Source organism: Nonomuraea zeae (assembly GCF_005889725.1).
Taxonomy (GTDB): Bacteria; Actinomycetota; Actinomycetes; order Streptosporangiales; family Streptosporangiaceae; genus Nonomuraea; species Nonomuraea zeae.
Genome location: NZ_VCKX01000010.1, coordinates 37,643 through 57,972, shown reverse-complemented (window position 1 = coordinate 57,972; position 20,330 = coordinate 37,643). Strand labels below are relative to the sequence as shown.

15 protein-coding genes are annotated in these 20,330 nt (G+C 70.7%); 6 read left to right on the top strand and 9 right to left on the bottom strand.

Annotated elements, in window-relative coordinates; translation table 11 throughout:
• Window position 1 precedes the first annotated feature (1 nt).
• From ETD85_RS05285 to ETD85_RS05255, 7 genes are all read right to left on the bottom strand, one after another.
• Window positions 2-928, bottom strand: a complete 927-nt coding sequence (locus ETD85_RS05285; RefSeq protein WP_240778969.1) for a substrate-binding domain-containing protein — start codon at window positions 926-928, stop codon at window positions 2-4.
• A gap of 397 nt (window positions 929-1,325) precedes the next feature.
• Window positions 1,326-2,537: an alpha-L-fucosidase gene (locus ETD85_RS05280; protein ID WP_138688456.1), complete on the bottom strand. Its 1,212-nt coding sequence runs from the start codon at window positions 2,535-2,537 to the stop codon at window positions 1,326-1,328.
• Window positions 2,534-4,738: a right-handed parallel beta-helix repeat-containing protein gene (locus ETD85_RS05275; protein ID WP_206058092.1), complete on the bottom strand. Its 2,205-nt coding sequence runs from the start codon at window positions 4,736-4,738 to the stop codon at window positions 2,534-2,536. The genes ETD85_RS05280 and ETD85_RS05275 overlap by 4 nt, the downstream gene beginning before the upstream one ends.
• Window positions 4,735-6,111, bottom strand: coding sequence for a M1 family metallopeptidase (locus ETD85_RS05270; RefSeq protein ID WP_138688455.1), 1,377 nt, complete (start codon window positions 6,109-6,111; stop codon window positions 4,735-4,737). The genes ETD85_RS05275 and ETD85_RS05270 overlap by 4 nt, the downstream gene beginning before the upstream one ends.
• Before the next feature lie 3 nt (window positions 6,112-6,114).
• Window positions 6,115-7,782 carry an extracellular solute-binding protein gene (locus tag ETD85_RS05265; RefSeq protein ID WP_138688454.1) on the bottom strand — a complete coding sequence of 556 codons (1,668 nt, stop codon included), beginning with the start codon at window positions 7,780-7,782 and terminating at the stop codon, window positions 6,115-6,117.
• A gap of 26 nt (window positions 7,783-7,808) precedes the next feature.
• Window positions 7,809-8,696 (bottom strand): carbohydrate ABC transporter permease, encoded by an 888-nt coding sequence (locus ETD85_RS05260; RefSeq protein WP_240778968.1) that lies wholly within the window; start codon window positions 8,694-8,696, stop codon window positions 7,809-7,811.
• Window positions 8,683-9,663 (bottom strand): ABC transporter permease, encoded by a 981-nt coding sequence (locus ETD85_RS05255; RefSeq protein ID WP_206058091.1) that lies wholly within the window; start codon window positions 9,661-9,663, stop codon window positions 8,683-8,685. The genes ETD85_RS05260 and ETD85_RS05255 overlap by 14 nt, the downstream gene beginning before the upstream one ends.
• Window positions 9,664-9,824: 161 nt before the next feature.
• Here ETD85_RS05255 and ETD85_RS05250 point away from each other — a divergent pair, with 161 nt between their 5' ends.
• The 6 genes from ETD85_RS05250 to ETD85_RS05225 all read left to right on the top strand — a co-directional run bounded on the left by ETD85_RS05250 (window position 9,825) and on the right by ETD85_RS05225 (window position 18,951).
• Window positions 9,825-10,871 carry a hydroxyacid dehydrogenase gene (locus ETD85_RS05250; protein WP_206058090.1) on the top strand — a complete coding sequence of 349 codons (1,047 nt, stop codon included), beginning with the start codon at window positions 9,825-9,827 and terminating at the stop codon, window positions 10,869-10,871.
• A gap of 26 nt (window positions 10,872-10,897) precedes the next feature.
• The gene (locus ETD85_RS05245; protein WP_206058089.1) at window positions 10,898-11,953 is read left to right on the top strand and encodes a LacI family DNA-binding transcriptional regulator; all 1,056 of its coding nucleotides are present in this window, start codon (window positions 10,898-10,900) and stop codon (window positions 11,951-11,953) included.
• A 112-nt stretch (window positions 11,954-12,065) separates the two neighbouring features.
• Window positions 12,066-13,373 carry a M60 family metallopeptidase gene (locus ETD85_RS05240; RefSeq protein WP_138688452.1) on the top strand — a complete coding sequence of 436 codons (1,308 nt, stop codon included), beginning with the start codon at window positions 12,066-12,068 and terminating at the stop codon, window positions 13,371-13,373.
• 9 nt (window positions 13,374-13,382) lie between these two features.
• A complete protein-coding gene (locus ETD85_RS05235) occupies window positions 13,383-14,795 on the top strand; it encodes a M60 family metallopeptidase (protein ID WP_138688451.1) in 1,413 nt (470 codons plus the stop codon).
• Window positions 14,792-17,101 (top strand): polysaccharide lyase 8 family protein, encoded by a 2,310-nt coding sequence (locus tag ETD85_RS05230; protein ID WP_138688450.1) that lies wholly within the window; start codon window positions 14,792-14,794, stop codon window positions 17,099-17,101. The genes ETD85_RS05235 and ETD85_RS05230 overlap by 4 nt, the downstream gene beginning before the upstream one ends.
• A 2-nt stretch (window positions 17,102-17,103) precedes the next feature.
• Window positions 17,104-18,951, top strand: a complete 1,848-nt coding sequence (locus ETD85_RS05225) for a DUF2264 domain-containing protein (protein WP_138688449.1) — start codon at window positions 17,104-17,106, stop codon at window positions 18,949-18,951.
• A 69-nt stretch (window positions 18,952-19,020) separates the two neighbouring features.
• Here the strand turns inward: ETD85_RS05225 and ETD85_RS05220 are convergent, their stop codons facing one another.
• Both ETD85_RS05220 and ETD85_RS05215 read right to left on the bottom strand, forming a co-directional pair.
• Window positions 19,021-19,479, bottom strand: a complete 459-nt coding sequence (locus ETD85_RS05220; protein ID WP_138688448.1) for a dihydrofolate reductase — start codon at window positions 19,477-19,479, stop codon at window positions 19,021-19,023.
• Entirely contained in the window at window positions 19,476-20,273 is a 798-nt protein-coding gene (locus ETD85_RS05215) for a thymidylate synthase (RefSeq protein ID WP_138688447.1), read from the bottom strand. Before ETD85_RS05215 ends, ETD85_RS05220 begins: the two co-directional genes overlap by 4 nt.
• Between the last annotated feature and the right edge of the window lie 57 nt (window positions 20,274-20,330).

Sequence of the window (20,330 nt, the reverse complement as noted above, 5' to 3'; positions counted from 1 at the left end):
CTCAGAAGGTCCAGAACTCGTCCGCGTTGGCCTTGGTCGCCAGCTTGATGGGAACCGCCACCGACTTCGCGATGGCCTGCCCCTTGGCCGCCTTGATCGCGTCGTTCAGCGCCATCGAGCCCATCAGCCGGGGTTGCTGGGCGACCGTGGCGGCCATCGTGCCTGCCTGCACCGCCCTGATCCCGTCCGGCGTCCCGTCGAAGCTCACCACCTTGACCTGCTGCCCAGCTCTGCTGCCCAGCGCCTTGATCGCTCCCAATGCCATTTCGTCGTTGCTCGCGAACACGCCTGTGACGCCGGGGTGACGCTGAAGCAGGCTCGTCATGACGCTCTGGCCCTTGGCCCGGTTGAAGTCGGCCGGCTGCCGGGCGATGACCTTGATGTCCGGATGGGCGGCGATGCCGTCGGTGAAGCCCTGATCGCGGTCACGGGAGGCAGAGGTGCCGGTCGCGCCCTGGAGCACGACCACATCGCCCTTTCCGCTGAGCTGTTTGGCCAGCTCCCGCGCAGCCAGCCTGCCTCCGGCCACGTTGTCGGAGGTCACGGTTTGCGCTACTTCGCAGCCGCTCACACCACGATCGGCCGCGATCACCGGGATGCCGGCCCGATCGGCCGCCTGGACGGCCGGGGCGGCCGCGGCGGAGTCGACCGGGTTGAGAATGATGGCCTTTACGTGTCGTTGGCTGAACTTTTGGATGTCGGCGGTCTGCCGGGAGGTGTCGTTCTGGGCGTCGGTGACGGTGAGTTTGACCCCGTGACGCTGCGCCGCGGCCTCGGCTCCGTCACGGAACTGGACGAAGTAGGGGTTGCTCAGGGTTGACACCGACATGCCGATCGTGAGGTCGTCCGAGGTCATGCCCGCGTTGGGCAACCCGCACCCGGCCAGGCCGACCGCGGCACCGACTATGAGAATCGCGAGAACTCGCATGATCTTTCTTCCTCTTGTTCCGTCGCCTGCGCTGTCGGGCGTCGAGGAGAGCCGCATGCGGGGTCACCACCATGCAGTACCTGCTGCCGCGATATGAGTGCCGGGCGCCGTGCCTTCCCCCGGGCAGGTCGCGTGTCGATCACGGAGTGCCGTGATTGCGCCGGCTCTTCGCCGGGCCGTCCGCCGCTCCGCCGAAACCGGGCGGCTGCCTCCGGCCGGATCCGGTCGTCGCCGCGAAACCGCTGGACAGAGTGTATGTGATGGGAGTCACGCGGGAAAAATGCCCGACAGCACGGGGCCGCGCGGCGGGCCTCCAGGCGAAGCCTCAGGGTCGGGGAGGGTGTGGATCAGCGTCGAGCGTCTGCGGACCGGAAGCCTCCGGTCCGCAGACGTCTGCTCACTTCAGGAACAGCTCCACGACGGGGATGGTGACGTCGGGACGGGTGACCGGGAGCCGCAGGGTGAGCGTGTCCTCCGGCAGCCCGCGCAGGTAGTGGTGGAAGGGCTCCTTCGGGTCGATCTCTTCGATCGGCACTTCGGAGGCGTCGTGCAGGAACTGGGCGTAGGCCACCCGTCTGCCCAGTCCGGGCAGGTGGATGTGCTTCATCGGCCAGGACAGCAGATGGAGGTAGAGCCGGTCGCCGCGCTGGGTGTAGCGGCAGTCCTGCGGCGCCTCGAACTCCGAGGCCCCGGCGCCGTGGATGGAGCGGGCGTGCAGGCGCATCCACGTCCCGATGCCGCGCAGCCGCTCGATCGCCCGCGGCTCGAACTCGCCGCGGGCGTCGGGGCCCACGTTGAGCAGCATGTTGCCGCCTTTGGACACGGTGTCGACCAGCATCTTCACCAGCAGATCGACCGGTTTCCAGTCGTGGTTGTCCCTGTGGTAGCCCCAGCTCCCGTTGAGTGTCTGGCACGCCTCCCACGGCCGGTGCCCGGGCACGCCGCCGGGCGGCATGACCTGCTCGGGCGTGGTGAAGTCGCCGCCGCCGAGCCCGAGCCGGTTGTTGATGAGGATGCCGGGCTGCAGTTCGCGGACCATCCCTTCCAGCTCGGCCGAGCGCCACTCGTCGGGGCCCTTGGCGCCGAAGCCGCGCCCGGCGTAGGAGAAGTCAAACCACATCGTGTCGATGCGGCCGTAGCGGGTGAGGAGCTCGCGCACCTGCCCATGCATGTAGTCCGCATATTTCCGGATGTCGCGGTCGCCGAGGTCCTCGTCCCGCTGCGGGTGGTACAGGTCGTTGGGGAACTCGGGGTGATGCCAGTCGAGGAGCGAGTAGTACAGGCCGGTACGCAGCCCCCGCTCCCTGAAGGCGTCGAGCATCGGCGCGAGCAGATCCCGCCGCGCCTTGTAGTCCGTCAGATCCGAGTCCCACAGGCAGAACCCGTCATGGTGCTTGCTGGTCACCACGAGGTACTTCATCCCCGCGTTCACGGCCTCGTCCGCCCACCTGCCCGGGTCGTACAGGTCGGGGTCGAAGTGGTCGAAGTAGCGGCGGTACTGCTCGTCGCTGAGCCGCTCGTACGACTTCACCCACTCGTGCCGCGCCGCCGCGGCGTAGATCCCCCAGTGGATGAAGAGGCCGAAACGCGCCTCCGTGAACCAGCTCATGACACTCCTTCATAGGCCGCGACGCTCGCGAGCCCGATCCTGCCGGTTCCGACCCGCTGAATACGGATATATCGCCCTGTGGCGTTCGTCGTGACCAGTGACGGACGCAGCGCCTTGCCCGGCAGGGACACCGTCACCGCCTGGGCGAAGTCCGGCGTGCTCGACACCAGCACCTGGACGTCGGCGGTGGTCATGGCCGCGTCGTTCCAGATCTCCACCGTGCCGACCTTCCTGACCTCTTCGAGGTCGACCTGCCACCAGGAGCCCGCCGCGGACGTGGTCCTGCTGTCGGTCACGGTGGACCCGTCGAGAGCGTTGGCGGCGGCCGCGACCCCGTCGGTGGCGGACTGGCTCGCGCTCCCCGCCCGGGCGAGGTCGGGTTCGAGCTGCTCGACCGCTCCCGGCCGGGCGCCGGCCGCCGCGGCGACCTCGAGCGCGGCCTCGGGCAGTCGTTCCAGCGCCGTGAAGTTGTCCACCTGCTGCGAGCCCCGCCCCGACAGGTCCGGCGCGGTGGTGTCGGTCCAGTTGCCCGTCGCGAGGTTGTCGATCCCGTACCCGGCCCAGTTGGAGATCCACTTGTAGCCGACCCGGGTGATCACGTTGCCTTCGACCCTGATGTGTGAGCTCTGCTCGTCCAGGTAGACGCCGTTGCCGTCACGCTCGGTGTTGCCGTAGGCGGACCTGTTGAGATAGTTGCCGGAGATCACCGTGCCCGGCTGGGGGCCCTGGGTGTAGATCGCGCCGCCGTCGTGCTGGTCTTCCGCGACCATCATGGCGTCCACGATCCTGTTGCCGGTGATCTGGTTGTCGCGCATGTCGGGGCTCTGGGCCACCGGCTGGTTCCAGCCCCAGCCGACGGAGATGCCGGAGTACGGCAACTTCTCCAGGGTGTTGTGGTCCACGCGCAGGCCGGTCTCGTAGCCGGCCCAGATCCCGGCGGCGTCGGTGAACTCCCGGCCGATCCAGGAGATGGAGTTGCGGGCCACGGTGTTGCGCTCGCCCCGCAGGCCGGCCGGCGGGTTGGGCTCGGTGTCGCCGACGTAGACGGCGCCCGACGACAGGTCGGTGAACGTCGATCCGGTGACCGACGAGTCCTTGGTGCCGCTCTCGAAGATCACCCCGGCGCCGCCCAGATGCGCGAAGGCGGCATCGGCGATGGTCACACCGCTGCCTCCGCGCACCACCACGGCGGCGGCCGGCTTGGTGTAGTAGCGCCCGGCATGGTCCTCGGGACCGGTGGCCCCGGTCAGGGTGAGGCCCGCCTGCGTGCCCGCGTACCCCTCGCCGGTGTCCGGCTGGCGGTAGGCGGCGTGCTCGAACCGCAGCCCCGCGAACCTGACCCGGCTCGCCCCCTCCACGCGCAGCAGCGTCTCCGTGGCCGGGGCGACGACGTCGTCCAGGCTCTCTCCCGGGCGGGGGAGATAGGTGACGGTACGGGCCGTGCGGTCGTAGACGAACTCGCCCGGCTGGTCGAGCAGCTCGACGGCGTTCTCGAAGAAGGAGACCTTGCCGTACCTGGTGGAGTCGACCGTCGTGGAGTCCCAGGCGGGGCCGGTGCGGCCGGTGCCGCTCGCGGAGTTCGCCCAGCACGGCTGGACGAAGGTCATCGTGTCGCCGTCCACCCGGTCGATCCGGCAGCGGTAGTTACGCCACCTGACCTTGATGACCGCTTCGGCGCCGGCCGGGTCGCTCCAGCCGGCCACCCCGCTCCCGATCGCGCCGGTCATGCCGGTCCTGGTCGCGTCGCAGACGGAGGCCGGGCACGACTCTCCCCGCGCGCGGATCGCGCGGACGCCGCCGACGAAGAGCTGGCGGGGGGAGATCCCGTCGGGCACCGGCGCCACCTGGAAGCGGCCCTGCCGCCGCCAGCCGGTGAGCCGCACGCCGCCGGAGAGCACCGGTCTCGCGCCGGGTTCCGCGGTCCAGGTCACCGTGTGCCCTTCCAGCCCGGAATCCCGCTGGTCCAGGACGAGCGGCCCGGCCATGGCGTACCGGCCGCCGGCGAGGCGTACCTCGACGTCGCGGTCCATCCCGCCGGCGACGGCCTGCCGGACCTTGTCCCTGGCGGTCTCCAGCGAGCACGGGTTGATCTGGCTGCAGGCCGCGGACCGGCCGGTGGGGGAGGCGTGGTAGATCTTGGGGCCGGGCGCCGTCGCGGGTGTCAGCGAGAGCACCAGGGCGAGGGCGATCGCGCTGTTCACATTCCCTCCAGCGGGGGGTTCTGGGCGCCGTAGAGCCAGGCGCGCAGGAAGCCGTCCAGGTCGGGCCGGTGCGCGGTGCCGGCGGCGTGGGCGATGAAGTCCTCGGTGGAGGCGTTGCCGTCCTTGTGGCGCTGCACCCACCTGCGCATGATCCGGTCAAAAGCGGCGTCGCCCGCCTCGGTGCGCAGGGCGTGGAGCACCAGGGCTCCGCCGTCGTAGATGTTGTAGCCGCCCAGCGCCTTCGGCCTGCCGGGCGGGCCGTCCACGGCCCGGACCTGGTCGAGCTTGGCGTACACGCCCCGCATCCGGTCCGTCATGGACTGGCCGCCATGCTCCTCGGCCCACAACGCCGCGTAGTAGACGGCCGGGCCCTCGTTCAGCCAGGCGTCCTGCCAGGTGGCGGGCGTGACCGAGTCGCCGAACCACTGGTGGACGAGCTCGTGGACCATCGTGTTGGAGTAGGCGGGCCGGTCGAACCAGCCGGTGCCGAACAGCGACAGGGTCTGGTTCTCCAGGGCGTCGCTGTAGCCGGGGTAGACGTGGATGCCGTACGTGGAGAACGGGAACCGGCCGAATCTGGCCTCCGCCCACGCGATCTGGCCCGCGGTCTCGGCCACGATGGGGGCGTACCGGGCCTCCTGGCCCTGGGGCACGACGTGGCGCAGGGGCAGGGCGTGGGGGCCTTCGCCGTACAGGTACGTGCCCTTCACCACCGCGATTCCGATCAGCTCCGACGCCATCGGCTCGCGCTCCTCGAAGGTCCAGACGCCGCCCCGGCGACCGCGCAGTTCGCCGTTGGCAGTGGCGACGTACCCTTCCGGCGCGGTGACGCGGAAGGTCCAGGTGGCCTTGTCGGACGGGTGGTCGTTGACCGGGAAGAACGTGTCGGCCCTGCTGGACTGCGCCGCGGCGGCGAACCCGCCGTCGGGTCCGAAGCGCCAGCCCGTGAGGCCCGCGCGCGGTGCCTTGCCGTTGCCGTGGAAGCGGATCTCGGCCTCGAACGGCACGTGCTCGGGCAGCGGCGCGGCCGGTGTGACGGTCAGCTCCTGCCCGCTCTGGCCGGGTGAGAGCGACCAGGTGGCGGGCCCGCCGTTCACGGTGACCGCGTCGATGGTGTGCCCGTCGGTGTCGAGGTTGAAGGCGGACAGCGCCTGGGTGGCCTTCGCGGTGAACCGCACCGAGCCGGAGAAGTCGTAGGTGACGGGTGTGAAGTCGAAGGAGACGTCGTAGTGGCGCACGTCGTAGCCGCCGTTGCCGAGCGTGGGGAAGAGCGGGTCGCCGAGTCCGGGGGAGCCGGGCGAGGGCTCGGCGGGTACGGCCGCGGCGGTGCTGAGCAGCGCGGCGATGGCGAGCAAGGCGAATTTGCGCTTCACGGGTCAGCCCACCTTCGGAGACTGCTTGAGCGCTTCCTCGAACTCGGCGCGCGCCTTGTCGCCGCCCTGCGCCCGCCAGTCCTTGATCAGTTTGTCGAGGTCGCTCACCGGCGCGCGGCCGGCCACGATCGAGGTGACGCGGTCGGTGCGCATCGTGTACAGCGACTCGTACTTGTTCTCGTTGGCCGGTGAGTACAACCCGACGGTGGGGTCCTCGACGCCCACGGCGATCATCTTGCTGATCGCGGCGTGCATGATCTTCACCGCCTCCTGCGAGGAGGAGTCGAACAGTGCCTGCGTCGGCGCCGCGATCATCTTCCACGGCACCGCGGTGTCCCTGCCGCCCTGCTCGGTCAGCACCGGAGCGCCCTTGCCGTCGCGCTTGTAGTCGGTCCCCTCGACCCCGTAGTTGAACAGGGTGTACTCCTCGCTGCCGAACGGCGAGGCGAAGAAGTCGGCCACCCGCAGCAGTTCCTTCGCCCGCGTCTCATCGCTCTTCTTCAGCATGGTGATGGAGACGGTGATGTTGTTGAGGAACGCCTTGGCGGCCGGCCCGATGGGCGTGATGGGCCTGGGATCGGCGGCCGGATCGATCTTCTTGGAGGTCTGCAGGAACCCGGTGGGCCCGAGGAAGGCGGGCAGTCCGTCGTAGACGAGCGCCGCGTGGCCGGCGTTGAACTCGTTCTTGCGCTTGAGCTGGTCGAACCCCTCCGAGCCCGGATAGACGATGCCCGCCTCGCGCAGCTTGCGGACGTACTCGACGGCGGCCTTGTACTCCTCGGTCTCGATGGCGTGCAGCAGCTTGCCGTTCTCCAGCCGCCAGCCGTTGGGCGCGCCGAAGAGCTGCGAGAAGATCGACAGACCGTAGACGCCGCCGGTGGCGGTGACCAGGCCCCAACGGTTGTCCTTGGGCCTGGTCACCTCCTTGAGCAGCTCGAACAGCCGGTCCAGGTCGGAGATCTGGGACAGGTCGGTGACGCCTGCCGCGGCGAACATGTCGGCCCGGTAGAAGCCGAACCCGCCGACCATGTTGCGCGGCACGGGGATGCCGTAGAGCTTGCCGCCGACGATGCCCTGCTTCCAGAACACCTGCGGGATCGCCGCCAGGTTCGGATATTCCTTGACCGCGTCACCGCCGAGCAGCGCCGTCAGGTCGGTGCACTGGCTGGCCACGAACGCCGGCAGGTTGTTGACTCCCTGGGAGGAGATGTAGGTGAACATGTCGGGCAACGTGCCGCCGGCGACCATGGTGTTGAACTTGGTCGGCCAGTCGTCCGCGGAGACCGCCTGCACGTCCGCCGTTCCGCCGAGCCGCTTCTCCACCTCCTGCCACGCGGGATTCTCGGCGCGCCCGGGCGGGGGCGGCGAGAACGTCTGCACCGCGATCTTCGCGGTCCCGCCCGACATCGGCGGCTTGGCCACCGCCCTGAACAGCTCCTTCGGATAGGTGAGATACCCCTCGGGAACGCCCGTGGCGTCACCGGGGAGGTCAGGGGTCAGGACGCTGGACAGCGGCGTGTACGCGGGCAGCTTGATGGTGAGTCCCTGCGCCTTCGCGGCCGGGGCGGCCGAGCCGGCGCCGCAGGCCGAGAGCACGGAGGAGGCGACGACACCCGCGGCCGTGGCGGCGCCGAGATGCAGGAAACCGCGACGGGAGACGCGTTCGCTCATGGGGATCTTCCTTGGGGTTGGGGGGGTCAGCCTTTGATGGCGCCGGTGAGCACGCCCTTGGTGAAGTAGCGCTGGAGGAAGGGGTAGACGAGCAGGATCGGCACGATCGCCACCACGAGCACGGCCATCTGGATCGCCTGGACGGGGGCGGGCGCCTCGGCGGACGTCAGGGCCTCCAGCGAGCGGCCCTGCAGGACGAACGTGCGCAGGATCAGCGGGAGCGGGAACTTCGCCGCGTCGTCGAGGTAGAGCAGGGCGTTGAAGAAGGCGTTCCAGTAGCCGACGGCGTAGAACAGCGAGATGACCGCCAGCACCGCCTTGGACAGCGGGAGCACGATCCTGACGAGGATGCCGAAGTCGCCCGCGCCGTCGATGCGCGCGCTCTCCAGCAGCTCGCGGGGCAGGCTCATGAAGAACGAGCGGAGCACGACCAGGTTGAACGCGCTGACCAGGCTCGGCAGGATCAGCGCGCCGAAGGTGTCGATCAGGCCGACCTGCTTGACCAGCAGGAAGTTGGCGATCAGGCCCGGGTTGAACAGCATGGTCAGCAGGGCGATCATCAGGATCCAGCGGGCGCCGGTCACCTCGCGGCGGCTCAGGCCGTACGCCATGCCGATGGTGGCGAGCACGCTGGCGAGCGTGCCGGCGGCCGTCACCAGCACGCTGACCAGCAACGCCCTCGTCACGGTGCCGCCGCTGAAGATGGTCGAGTAGGCCGACAGGTTCGGCGAGGTGGGGATGAGCACGAACCCGCCGCTCCTGGCGATGTCGGTCTCCGCCGACAGGCTGGTGCCGATCACGCCGACGAAGGGATAGGCCACCAGCAGGACGACGGCGGTGAGGATCGCGCCCTTGAGTATCAGGCCGGGCGTGGACGGCCGCTCCATCCAGGCGGGCCGGTTACTTGTCGCCACCGCGGTACACCCCCTCGTGGCCGAGCAGGTGGGCCACCTTGTTCGCGCCGAGCACCATGACGGTGCCGACGATGGTCTTGACCAGGCCGACCGCGGCGGCGGGACCCCATTGGCCGTCCTTGACGCCGTTGAAGTAGACGAAGGTGTCCAGCACCTCGCCCGCGTCGGGACCGACGTTGTCGCGCTGGAGCAGGATCTGCTCGAAGCCGACGGACAGGATGCTGCCGAGGTTGAGGATCAGCAGCAGGATGATGATGGGGGTGATGCCGGGCAGCGTGACGTGCCAGAGCCGGCGCCATCGCCCCGCGCCGTCCATCGCCGCCGCCTCGTAGAGGTCCTGGTTGATGGCGAGCAGCGCCGCGAGGAAGATGATCGTGGCCCAGCCGGCGTCCTTCCAGATCACCTGCAACGTCACCAGCAGCGGGAAGACGTCGGGGTCGGTCATCATGTCGTAGCGCGGCAGGCCGGCGCTCTCCAGGAAGTTCGGCAGCGCGCCGGCGCCGCCGAGGATCTGCTGGAACACCGAGACGATGATCACCCAGCCGATGAAGTGCGGCAGGTAGACCACGCTCTGCACGAACCGGCGCACCTTGTCGCTGAGCACGCTGTTGAGCAGCAGCGCCAGGGCGATGGGCGCGGGGAAGAAGAGCACGAGCTGGGTGAGAGTGATCTTGAGTGTGTTGCCGAGGGCGTTCCAGACGCCGGGATCGCTGAAGACGCTGACGAAGTTCTGCAGCCCCACCCAGGCGCTGTCGATGAAGCCGATGTAGGGCTGGTAGTCCTTGAACGCGACCACGTAGCCGAACAGCGGCCCGTAGTGGAAGACCAGGAAATAGATCAGCCCGGGCAGCGCCAGCAGGAGCATCACCCGGTCGCGCCAGATGCGACGCCACAGCGAGAGCCTGCGTGGCCTCTCGTGGTGTACGGACGCGGCCCCGGCACGCGGGGCGTCGAGGGTAGTGGTCATGCGCTGGGTCCTTCCAGTTGGCGAGGAAATTAGTAAGCGCTTTCGTCCGCGTCAAGTCCTTGCGGGAAATATGTCGCTATTCGTCCTGCACTGCTTGACCTTTACGCAGGTGAAGCCCTAGCGTGCCGCTGCAGCGTATAGAACGCGCTTACTATCAGGAGATGGACGTGGGCAGAGAGAGGGCGCCGGTGGAGCTCCCGAACACCCGGCTGAGACCGAGTGCCGTCCTGGCGATGGCACCCGGGGTTCGCGAGAAGATGTTCGGGCAGGAGGCCCTGCGCCGGCTCGGCGAGCTGACCGAGATCCATGAGCAGGTGCTGCACGAGGTGACCTCTCCCGGCGCGCTGCGCGCGATCGCCGGAGCGGAGGTCCTCGTCACCGGATGGGGCTGCCCGATGATCGGCGCCGACCTGCTCGACCTGGCCCCCGGCCTGCGCTTCATCGCGCACGCGGCGGGCACGGTGAAGACCTTCCTCGACCCCGCGGTGCTCGAACGCGGTGTCCGGGTCTCGAGCGCCGCCGACGCCAACGCGGTGCCCGTGGCGGAGTTCACCTACGCCGCCATCGTCTTCGGCGCCAAGCGCGCCTTCACCCTCGCCCACCGCTACCGCGAGCACGGCACCAAGCGCGACTTCACCGGCCTGGCCTGGCTCGGCACCCGCGACATCACGGTCGGGCTGATCGGGCTGTCCAGGATCGGGCGCCGGGTCATGGGGCTGCTCCGCGGCCTCGACGCCGAGGTGCTGGTCTACGACCCGTACGCCGACCCGGCCGAGATCGCTGCGCTCGGCGGCACGGCCGTCGACCTCGACACCCTGGTCCGGCGCTCACACGTGGTGAGCCTGCACGCGCCGGAGAGCCGGGAGACCTATCGGATGCTCGACGCGAGGCGGCTGTCGCTGCTCCCGGACGGCGCCGTCGTGATCAACACGGCGCGCGGCGGGCTGATCGACACCGACGCGCTGGTCAAGGAGCTTCGCAGCGGGCGGCTCGACGCGATACTTGATGTCAGCGACCCCGAGCCGCTCTCGTCCGGCCACCCGCTGTTCGATCTGCCCAACGCGTTCGTGACCCCCCATCTGGCCGGCGCCCAGGGCAACGAGCTGGGCAGGCTGGCCGAGTCCACGCTCGAGGAGATCGCCCGCTACGCCGCCGGGCTGCCGCTGCTGCACGAGATCCATCGCGGCGAGCTCGACCGGATGGCATGATCGACAACCACAGTGAGGAGGTGCCGGTGACCGAGCCGAGTCTGGCGACCATGGCCGACGTGGCGCAGCGCGCCGGCGTCTCGAGCGCGACCGTCTCCCGGGTGATCAACGGCAACTACCCCGTCTCGGCCACGACCAGGCAACGAGTCGAACAGGCCATCGCCGAGCTCGGGTACGTGGCCAACGCCCACGCCAGGGCGCTGGCCGGGGTCACGAACAGGACCGTCGGGATCATCATCAACGACGTGGTGGACCCGTTCTACGCCTACATCGCCCGCGGCGTCGAGCGCGAGGCGACCAGGCACGGCCGCCTCTGCATGGTCTGCTGCACGCAGGGCAGCCACGAGCAGGAGCTGGCGCTGATCGACCTGCTGCACGAGCAGCGTGCCGACGCGGTGATCCTGGTCGGCGGCGCCTACGAGGACCGCTCCTACGCCGCCCAGGTCGCGCGACGGGCTCGCGCGCTGCACGCCAGCGGCTCCACGCTCGTGCTGTGCGGCCGGCCATCCCTCGGTGAGGACGTGCCGACCAGGGTCGTCGAGTACGACAACGAGGGCGGCGCATTCGCGATCACCGACTACCTGATCACGCAGGGCCACCGCAAGATCGTCTTTCTGGGTGGCCCGCCGAGCCTGTCCACCACCGTGGCCAGGCTCGCCGGGCATCGGCGCGCCCTGCGCTTCCGCGGCCTGCCGTACGACAAGGGCCTGATCCACACCGGGCAGCTCCACCGCAGGTTCGGCTACGACAGGATCAGGGCGCTGCTGGCCGACAAGCTCGACTTCACCGCCGTGTTCTGCGCCAACGACACCGTGGCCGCAGGCGCGATGCAGGGCCTGGAGCTGGCGGGAGTGCCCGTGCCCGAGGCGATCTCCGTGGTGGGCTACGACGACGTGCCCATCGCGCAGGAGCTGCGCCCGCAGCTCACGACCGTGCGCATCCCCCTGGAGGAGATGGGCCGCCAGGCGGTCCGGCTCGGCCTGGACGTGGGGGAGGACAACGACTACCTCTCGCCCGTCCAGACCACGGCCAAGGTCGGCACGAGCATCGTCGTCAGAGCCTCGGTCGCCCCGCCGAAGTAGCAAGCGCTTACTCGCACAGATCCCGAATCAGGCCATAGAGCAGGGATAGAAAGCCACAGAAAGATCTAGTAAGCCCTTGACCGCCATAGTAAGCGCTTACAAAATCCGTCACATGACCCCCCTCAGTCGCAGAACCTTCCTGGCGGCGGCCGGCGTCGCGGCCGGCGTCGCGGCCGGCGCGGCTCTGCCGACGGCCCGCCCGGCGCTGGCCGACGACGCGCGGCACACCGTCACACTCACGGCCAGGCCCGCCGCCGAGAGCGAGCGCCTCAGGCTCCAGCAGGCGCTCAGGACCACCGACTTCCACCCCACCCGCGTCTACCTGCCGGCGGGCACCCCGATGACCGTCGAGGTGTCAGCCCCCGACGGCCTTCTGCCGACGCTGCACGTCGGCGCCCCCGACACCCATCCCGACGTCACCTACAAGAACCCGCGTGCCTACCCCCTCGCCGCGGGCGGCAACACGATCACCGACCCGGGCGGCGGCCTGGTCTACCTGTCGCTGACCGGCGACGGCCAGCGCGCCAGGGTCTCCTTCCGCTCCGGCGGGGTGCGCGTCCCCACCTTCACGCTCGGGAAGAGCACGGAGGCGGGCTTCCAGTCGGAGCTCGACACGCTGGCCGCCGCGCCGCAGGTCGAGCTGGTGTCCAGGCACGCGATCGTCTCGATCACCAGGGAAGGCGCGCTGACCTGGCGCGAGCAGGACCACGCGGCCCTGCTCCGGCTCCTCGAGACGATCATCGCCTCGCACGCGGCGATCTCCGGGCTCTCCGAGGCGGAACGCCCGCCGCTGCCCTTCCACCTCGTCGAGGCGCCCAGGATGCCGGCGGGCGCGGGGGCGTACGCGACCCACGGCTGGACCGCCTACCCGCGCACCTACCTGGACCGGCTGATCGCCGTGGACGGGCTGCGCACCAGGGGCTGGGGCGTCTACCACGAGCTCGGGCACCAGCACCAGCAGATGGCCTACAAGCCGAACGACCTCACCGAGGTGACGGTCAACATCTACGCGCTGGCCGCTCAGCGCACGCTCGGCCAGCAGTCCAACCTCACCAAGCCCGACGCCACGACGGGCCTGACGCCCTATCAGAGCGCGCTGGGCAAGCTGCCGGCCGCCGACTATCGCAAGCTGCCGGCGTTCGAGAAGCTCGTCCCCTTCCGCCAGCTCGAGCTGGCCTTCGGCGAGGACTTCTACCCGCGCCTGCACCGGCTGGTACGCGCCGAGCAGCCGGCCTCCGACTACACGGAGTCGGAGAAGCGCTGGGGTTACCTGGCGATCTACACCTCCAGGGTCGCCCGGGCCGACCTGGCGGGGTTCTGGACCCGGTGGGGCGCTCCGCTGACGGCCGAGTACCTCGCGCGGGTCGCCGAGCTCGGACTGCCCGCGCCCGCCACGGACCCCTCGACGCTGACCGACTAGGAGACGACAGTGACCCTCACCCGAAGGACCGTGCTCGGAGGGCTCGCCGCCGCCGGCGCCGTCACGCTGCTTCCCCGGCCCGCGTCCGCCTCCCCGTCTCCAGCCGCATCCCCGGTCGCCGGCCCGCGCCGGACCGTGGTGCTGCGCGGGCGGCCGGCGGCCGAGGCGGAGCGGCTGCGCATGCAGACCGTCTACCGCACGACGGAGTTCGTACCGGCCGGGCTCTACCTGCCGCCGGGCCGCGCGCTCACGCTGGAGGTGCGGGCGAACGACGGCGCGCTGCCCGCCGCGCACGTCGGCGCGGCCGACACCAACCCCGACACCGCCTACCGGTACCCGCGCGCATACCCCCTCGCCGCGGGCGTCAACACGATCTCCGACCCGGGCGGCGGCATGGTCTACCTGTCGTTCGTCGGCGACCGCCGGTCGCGGGCGGTCGTGCGGTTCGGGCCGGAAGGCGTGCCCGCACCGACCTTCGTGCTGGCGCCGAGCAGCGGGTGCGGCGATCCGGCCGTGGCCACGAGCGCGGCGTGGAGAGGGCGGCCGGACTTCGCCGCACCCGTGTTCGCCGCCGAAGGCACCACCGAGGCCGAATTCCAGTCGCAGCTGGACACGCTGACGGAGTCACCCTTCGTGGAGCTGGTCTCGCCGCAGATGATCGTGACCGTCAGGCGCGAGACGTTCCTCCAGGTACGCGACCAGGATCACGCCCAGCTGCTGACGTACCTGGAACAGGTCGAGGACGTCGAGGCGGCGATCTCCGGCCTCGACGGCTCCTCCGCGCTGCACGCGCCGACCCCGCTCGGACGGCACCTGATCAACGTACGCCCCGAGTACGGCCCCAAGTCGACCGCCTACGCCACGCACGCCTACACCGCCTACTACGACCCGTACGCCACCACCCGCCTGCTGCTGCCCGACAAGGTCCGGACCACGGGCTGGGGCGTCTACCACGAGCTCGGGCACCAGCACCAGCAGATGGCCTGGCGGCCGAGCGAGCTGACCGAGGTCACCGTCAACATCTACAGCCTGGCCGTGCAGCGGCACTTCGGCATGCCGTCCAACCTGGTGACCAACAACGCCTACGAGACAGCGCTCGCCAAGCTGCCCGTCACCGACTACGCGGGGCTCGCCGCCTTCGAGAAGCTGGTGCCGTTCCGGCAGCTCGAGCTCGGGTTCGGGGACGGCTTCTATCCGCGGGTGCACCGGCTGGTCAGGGAGGAGGCGCCCGCGTCGTCCTCGGGGGACTCCGCCCGCCGCTTCACGCTGATGGCCCTGTACTTCAGCCGCGTCGCCGGGCGCGACCTCACCGGTTTCCTGCGTGCCTGGGCGTTCCCCGTCCCCGAGAGCGGTTACGCCGAGCTGGCCGCGCTCGGCCTGCCCCAGCCCGACGCCGACCTGACCCGGATGAGCGAGCGATGACCAGCCGCCGTGCCTTCTTCGGAGCGGTCGCCGCCGTGCCGCTGCTCGACCGGCTCTCCACCGGTCACTCCGCCGACTTCGCCGCCCTGCGGGGCAAGGCGGTCGCGCAGCTCACGGGCGGCGAGCTCGACCCGCGCGATCCGGTCTTCGCCGCGCCGCTGGCCAGGCTGGACGCCGCCGCGAGGGCCCAGCGGGCGGCGATGAGCCTGGCGACCGGCCGTACCTTCCTCTGGCCCGACCTGCCGCTGACCGGCGTGTCCGGTGACATCGCGGGCAGCTACCAGCGCCTGCGCACGCTCGCCGTCGCCTGGGCGAGCCGGGGCTCCAGCCTGTACGGCGACGAGACCCTGGCCGGGGAGATCCTCGCCGGCCTCGACTTCCTCTACGAGCGGGCCTACAACGAGGGCAAGCGCGAGACCGGCAACTGGTACCACTGGGAGATCGGCGCACCCCGCGCGCTGATGGACACCTGCGTGCTCATGCACGAGACGATCAGCGCCGAGCGGCGGGCGGCCTGGATCCGGGTGGTGGACCGCTTCTGCCCCGATCCGGACCGCCGGACCAACCTCACCGGCTTCGCGGAGACCGGCGCCAACCGGGCCGACAAGGCGCTCATCGTGGCCCTGCGCGGCATCGCCGGCGAGAGTCCCGACAAGATCGCACTCGCCCGCGACGGCCTGTCCGACACGCGGGACGCCGGGAAGAACACCCTGTTCGGCTACGTCACCTCCGGCGACGGCTACTACGCCGACGGCTCGTTCATCCAGCACGACGTGGTGGCCTACACCGGTTCGTACGGGGTCGTGCTGCTCCAGTCGGTCAGCGCGATCCTGGGCCTGCTCGGCGCCACCCCGTGGGAGGTGACCGATCCGGCGGTGCGCGTCGTGCTCGACGCGGTCGAGCGGACCTACGCGCCGTGGATCCACGACGGGCTGATGATGGACAGCGTCCGCGGCCGGGCCGTGTCACGGCAGTTCAACCGCGACCACGACGCCGGACGGGACACCGTGGACGCGATCCTGCGGCTCGCGGCCGGAGCCGGGGAGCCGTACGCCGCCCGGTTCAGGGAGCTGGCGAAGGGCTGGATCGAGCGAGGCAGGTTCCTGGACACCGCGGACGTCGCCGCCACCGCCAGGGCCGTCGCGGTGCTCGGAGACGCCGCGGTCGCCGCCGCGCCGCGGCCGAGCGGGCATCACGTGTTCGCGGCCATGGACAGGGTCGTGCACCGCCGTCCCGGCTGGTCGTTCGCGCTCAGCCTGTCGTCGAAGCGGATCGCGATGTACGAGTGCGGCAACGGCGAGAACTACCGGGCCTGGTACCAGGGCGACGGCGCCACCTACCTCCATCTCGATCTCGACCACTACCACGCCGGCTACTGGCCGACGGTGAACTCCTACCGGCTGGCCGGCACCACCGTGGACACCCGCCCGCGCGACCCCGCGGTCTCCGTCAGCGGCACGGGAACCTTCCGGCCGCGGAACGCCTGGGCGGGCGGCGCCACCGTCGGCGGGTACGGCGTCGCCGGGCTCGACCTGATGGCCGTGGACACCACGCTCACCGCCAGGAAGAGCTGGGTCTGCCTCGACGACGCGGTGGTCTGCCTGGGCGCGGGGATCACCGGCTCCGACGGCCGCACGGTGGAGACGGTGGTGGAGAACCGCGCCACCGCCGCCCCGCTGACCGTCGGCGACGGCTGGGCGCACCTCGAAGGGGTCGCCGGGTACGTCTTCCCGTCCGGGGCGGCACCGCGCTCGCTCACCGAACGGCGCACCGACACCTGGCTGGCGATCAACGACGGGCCGAGCACCAAGGGCACCGGCGACCCCGTGACCTGCGACTACACCACGCTCTGGATCGACCACGGGGTCAATCCCGTGGAGGCGGGCTACGCGTACATCCTGCTGCCGGCCGCGACCGCGCGGCAGACCCGAGACTTCGACCGGGTCGCGATCCTGGCCAACACCGCGAGCGCGCAGGCCGTGCGGGCGCACGGACGCTCGGCCGGCGGCGGCGAGGTGTTCGCGGCCACCTTCTGGGCGGCGGGGGAGGCGGGCGGTGTGTCGGCCTCCGCCCCCTGCGCGGTCCTGGTCCGGCGGGCGGCGGGCCGGATCACGGTGGCGGTGTCCGACCCCGGCCGTACCGTGACCACGGTGACGCTCGCCCTCGGCCACCCGGCGCACCGCCTGATCAGAGCCGATGACACGGTCTCCGTGAGCACGGGCGAGACCCCCACGGTTACCGTTAACCTGGCCGGCTCCCGCGGCCGGACCCACACCGCCGAACTCGCCGTCGGCCAGAAAGGCTGAGCATGATCCCTCCCTACCTGCCGCTGCCGCCGAGCGACCGCGTGCTCTCCCCGCGCACCGGCTGGACCCGGGCACATTGGGAGGCCCTGGCCGACCGCCTGCTCGACGCGGTGGCGCCGTTCGCCTCGCCCGGCCACGCCCAGATCCGGCTGCCGGGCCGGGCGAGCTGGTCGGGCGTCGCCCTCGACGGGCTGGAAGGGTACGCCCGCACGTTCCTGACCGCCGCGTTCCGCATCGCGGGCGCGGCGGGAGACGCGCCCCACCTGATCGAGCGGTACGCCAGGGGGCTCGCCGCGGGCACCGACCCCTCCGGCGGAGAGGCGTGGCCGGTGCTGACCGACTGCTCGCAGCAGATGGTGGAGGCCGCCTCTATCGCGATCGGGCTGCACGAGACCAGGCCGTGGCTGTGGGACCGGCTCGACGCCGGCGTGCGGGAACGCGTGGTCGACTGGCTCGGCGGCTTCGTGGGCAAGCGCACCTGGGACAACAACTGGATGCTGTTCCAGACGGTGACGGAGGAGTTCCTCAAGTCGGTGGGCGGGCCGTACGAGCAGCGGGAGATCGATCGTGGACTGGAGCGGATCGAGAACTGGTACGCCGGGGACGGCTGGTACACCGACGGGGGTTCCCGGAACTTCGACTATTACTGCGGGTGGGCGCTGCACCTGTATCCGCTGCTGTGGACGCGCATGTCGGGGGACGCGGAGCGGGCCGGGATCTACGCGGGGCGCCTGAACGAATTTCTCGGGACATATCAGCATTTCTTCGGGTCTGATGGCGCGCCCGTCCATCACGGCCGCTCGCTCACGTACCGCTTCGCCGCCCTGGCGCCCGTCTGGCTGGGCGCGCTCACCGGCGCCACACCGCTCGCGCCGGGACAGACCAGGAAGCTGGCCTCCTCCGTGGTGCGCCACTTCGCCGAACGAGGGGTTCCCGATCGGGACGGGCTGCTCTCCCTGGGCTGGTACGGGCCGTTCCTGCCGGCGACGCAGGCGTACTCGGGGCCCGCCTCGCCCTACTGGGCCTCGAAGGCCTTCCTCGGGTTGCTGCTACCGCCCGCCCACCCGGTGTGGACCGAGCGCGAGCAACCGCTGCCCATCGACGAGCGCGACGTGAGCGCGGCCATCCCGGCCGCCGGACTGCTCCTGCACGGCACCCGCCATGACGGGATCGTCCGCCTGCTCAACCACGGCAGCGATCACGGCGCGCCGCCCGACGACCCCCACTACGCCAAGCTCGCCTACTCCACCCGCACCGGGCCGGAGGCGGCCGAGCACGCCTGGACCCGCGACGTCGACAACCATCTCGCGCTCATCGCGCCGGACGGCACCCACTCGCGCCGGGCCGCCATCAAGCCGCTGTCGTGCGACGGCGCCACCGCCTCCTCCTCGCACGAAACCGCCGCGGGCGCGCGGGTCACCAGCACCTCCACCGTGCGCGGCCCCTGGGAGATCCGCGTCCACGAGATCGCGGACGGCGGCTCGTGCACGGTACGCGAAGGCGGCTACGCCGTCTCCGACACCACCCCGCCCGCGGTCGCCACCGGCCGCGGCTGGGCCCTCGCGCGCCGCGCCGACGGCCTCACCTCCGCGATCATCGGCCTGCACGGCTGGCGGCGGACGAGCGTGTCGCGAGAGGTCGAGTCCAACGCGTTCGGCCCGCACTCAGCGATCCCCTGCCTGTACGCCGACACGCCAGGACTGCACATCTCGCTGGTCGTACTCTCCGGCGACGCCGTCCACCCAGGCGCGCTCCGCGACGCCGTCACCGTGCACGTCTCCGACGAGGAGATCACCATCGGCTTCCCCGACGGCACCTCCACGACCCAGCGTCGAGGGCAATGGCCGTAGCGGTCCGCACGCGCGAGAGGCGCGCACAAGGTGCCTTTCCTTCGGGATGCTCCTTCCGCGAGATCGGCCTCAGCCCCAGGTCAGGAAGCGGTAGTGCAGCCCGGTCGAAGACTCCTGCCATGCCCCGACGGAGTCCGGCGAGCGTCCCACGTCCGGTGCGTGGGTGTCGCCTTCGAAGGACTCCCGGATCTCGGTGACCACGATGCGGTCCGCGACGGGCAGTGCCGCCCGGTAGACGGCCGCGCCACCGATCACCCACACGTCCCCGGACGCCGCTGCGAGCGCCTGCCGCAGGTCGGGGAACGTGTCCACGCCCTCCTGCGGCGTGCGTGACAGCACGAGATTGCGCCTGCCCGGCAGCGGACGGAACCGCGGCGGCAGCGACTCCCACGTGCGGCGGCCCATGAGGACGGTCGCGCCCGCGGTCAGGGAGCGGAAGTGCTTCAGGTCCTCCGGCAGGTGCCACGGCAGCGTGCCGTCACGGCCGATGACGCCGTTCGCCGACTGTGCCCAGACCAGCCCGATCACACCGCCACCGGGGCCTTGATGGCGGGGTGCGGGTTGTAACCGTCGAGCGCGATGTGCTCGTAGGTGTAGTCGAACAGGCTGGTCGCCGGCTTCAGGCTCAGCACGGGGAACGGCCGCGCCTCGCGGGCGAGCTGGGTACGGACCTGGTCCTCGTGGTTGTCGTAGATGTGACAGTCGCCGCCGGTCCAGACGAAGTCACCGACGCCGAGGCCCACCTGCTCGGCGATCATGTGCGTCAGCAGGGCGTAGCTCGCGATGTTGAACGGCACGCCGAGGAACAGGTCCGCGCTTCGCTGGTAGAGCTGGCAGGACAGCTTGCCGTCGGCGACGTAGAACTGGAAGAACGCGTGGCAGGGGGGCAGCGCCATCTGCGGGATGTCGGCGACGTTCCAGGCGGACACGATGATCCGCCGGGAGTCGGGATTGTCGCGCAGCGTGCGCAGCACCTCGCTGATCTGGTCGACATGCCCGCCGTCCGGGGTCGGCCACGACCGCCACTGCACGCCGTAGATCGGGCCGAGATCACCGTCCGGGGCCGCCCACTCGTCCCAGATCGTGACGCCGTTGTCCCGGAGCCACGTGACGTTCGAGTCGCCGCGCAGGAACCACAGCAGCTCATAGGCGACCGAGCGAAAGTGGACCTTCTTCGTCGTGATCAGCGGGAAGCCGTCGGAGAGCCGGTAGCGCAGCTGGTGACCGAAGATCGACCGCGTCCCCGTGCCGGTGCGGTCGTGTTTGCGGGCGCCCGTGTCGAGCACGTGGCGGAGCAGGTCTTCGTACTGCGTGTCTGGCATGCCCGCAAGCCTAACCAAGAGGTCAGGGATTCTCGGCCACCGCGGTCGGAGGGTCGT

Excerpts from the sequence above, each read along its gene's own strand:
- ETD85_RS05285 (WP_240778969.1), bottom strand. The coding sequence starts at position 928 with ATGCGAGTTCTCGCGATTCTCATAGTCGGTGCCGCGGTCGGCCTGGCC.
- ETD85_RS05280 (WP_138688456.1), bottom strand. The coding sequence starts at position 2,537 with ATGAGCTGGTTCACGGAGGCGCGTTTCGGCCTCTTCATCCACTGGGGG.
- ETD85_RS05265 (WP_138688454.1), bottom strand. The coding sequence starts at position 7,782 with ATGAGCGAACGCGTCTCCCGTCGCGGTTTCCTGCATCTCGGCGCCGCC.
- ETD85_RS05255 (WP_206058091.1), bottom strand. The coding sequence starts at position 9,663 with ATGACCACTACCCTCGACGCCCCGCGTGCCGGGGCCGCGTCCGTACAC.
- ETD85_RS05250 (WP_206058090.1), top strand. The coding sequence starts at position 9,825 with ATGGACGTGGGCAGAGAGAGGGCGCCGGTGGAGCTCCCGAACACCCGG.
- ETD85_RS05240 (WP_138688452.1), top strand. The coding sequence starts at position 12,066 with ATGACCCCCCTCAGTCGCAGAACCTTCCTGGCGGCGGCCGGCGTCGCG.
- ETD85_RS05230 (WP_138688450.1), top strand. The coding sequence starts at position 14,792 with ATGACCAGCCGCCGTGCCTTCTTCGGAGCGGTCGCCGCCGTGCCGCTG.
- ETD85_RS05225 (WP_138688449.1), top strand. The coding sequence starts at position 17,104 with ATGATCCCTCCCTACCTGCCGCTGCCGCCGAGCGACCGCGTGCTCTCC.
- ETD85_RS05215 (WP_138688447.1), bottom strand. The coding sequence starts at position 20,273 with ATGCCAGACACGCAGTACGAAGACCTGCTCCGCCACGTGCTCGACACG.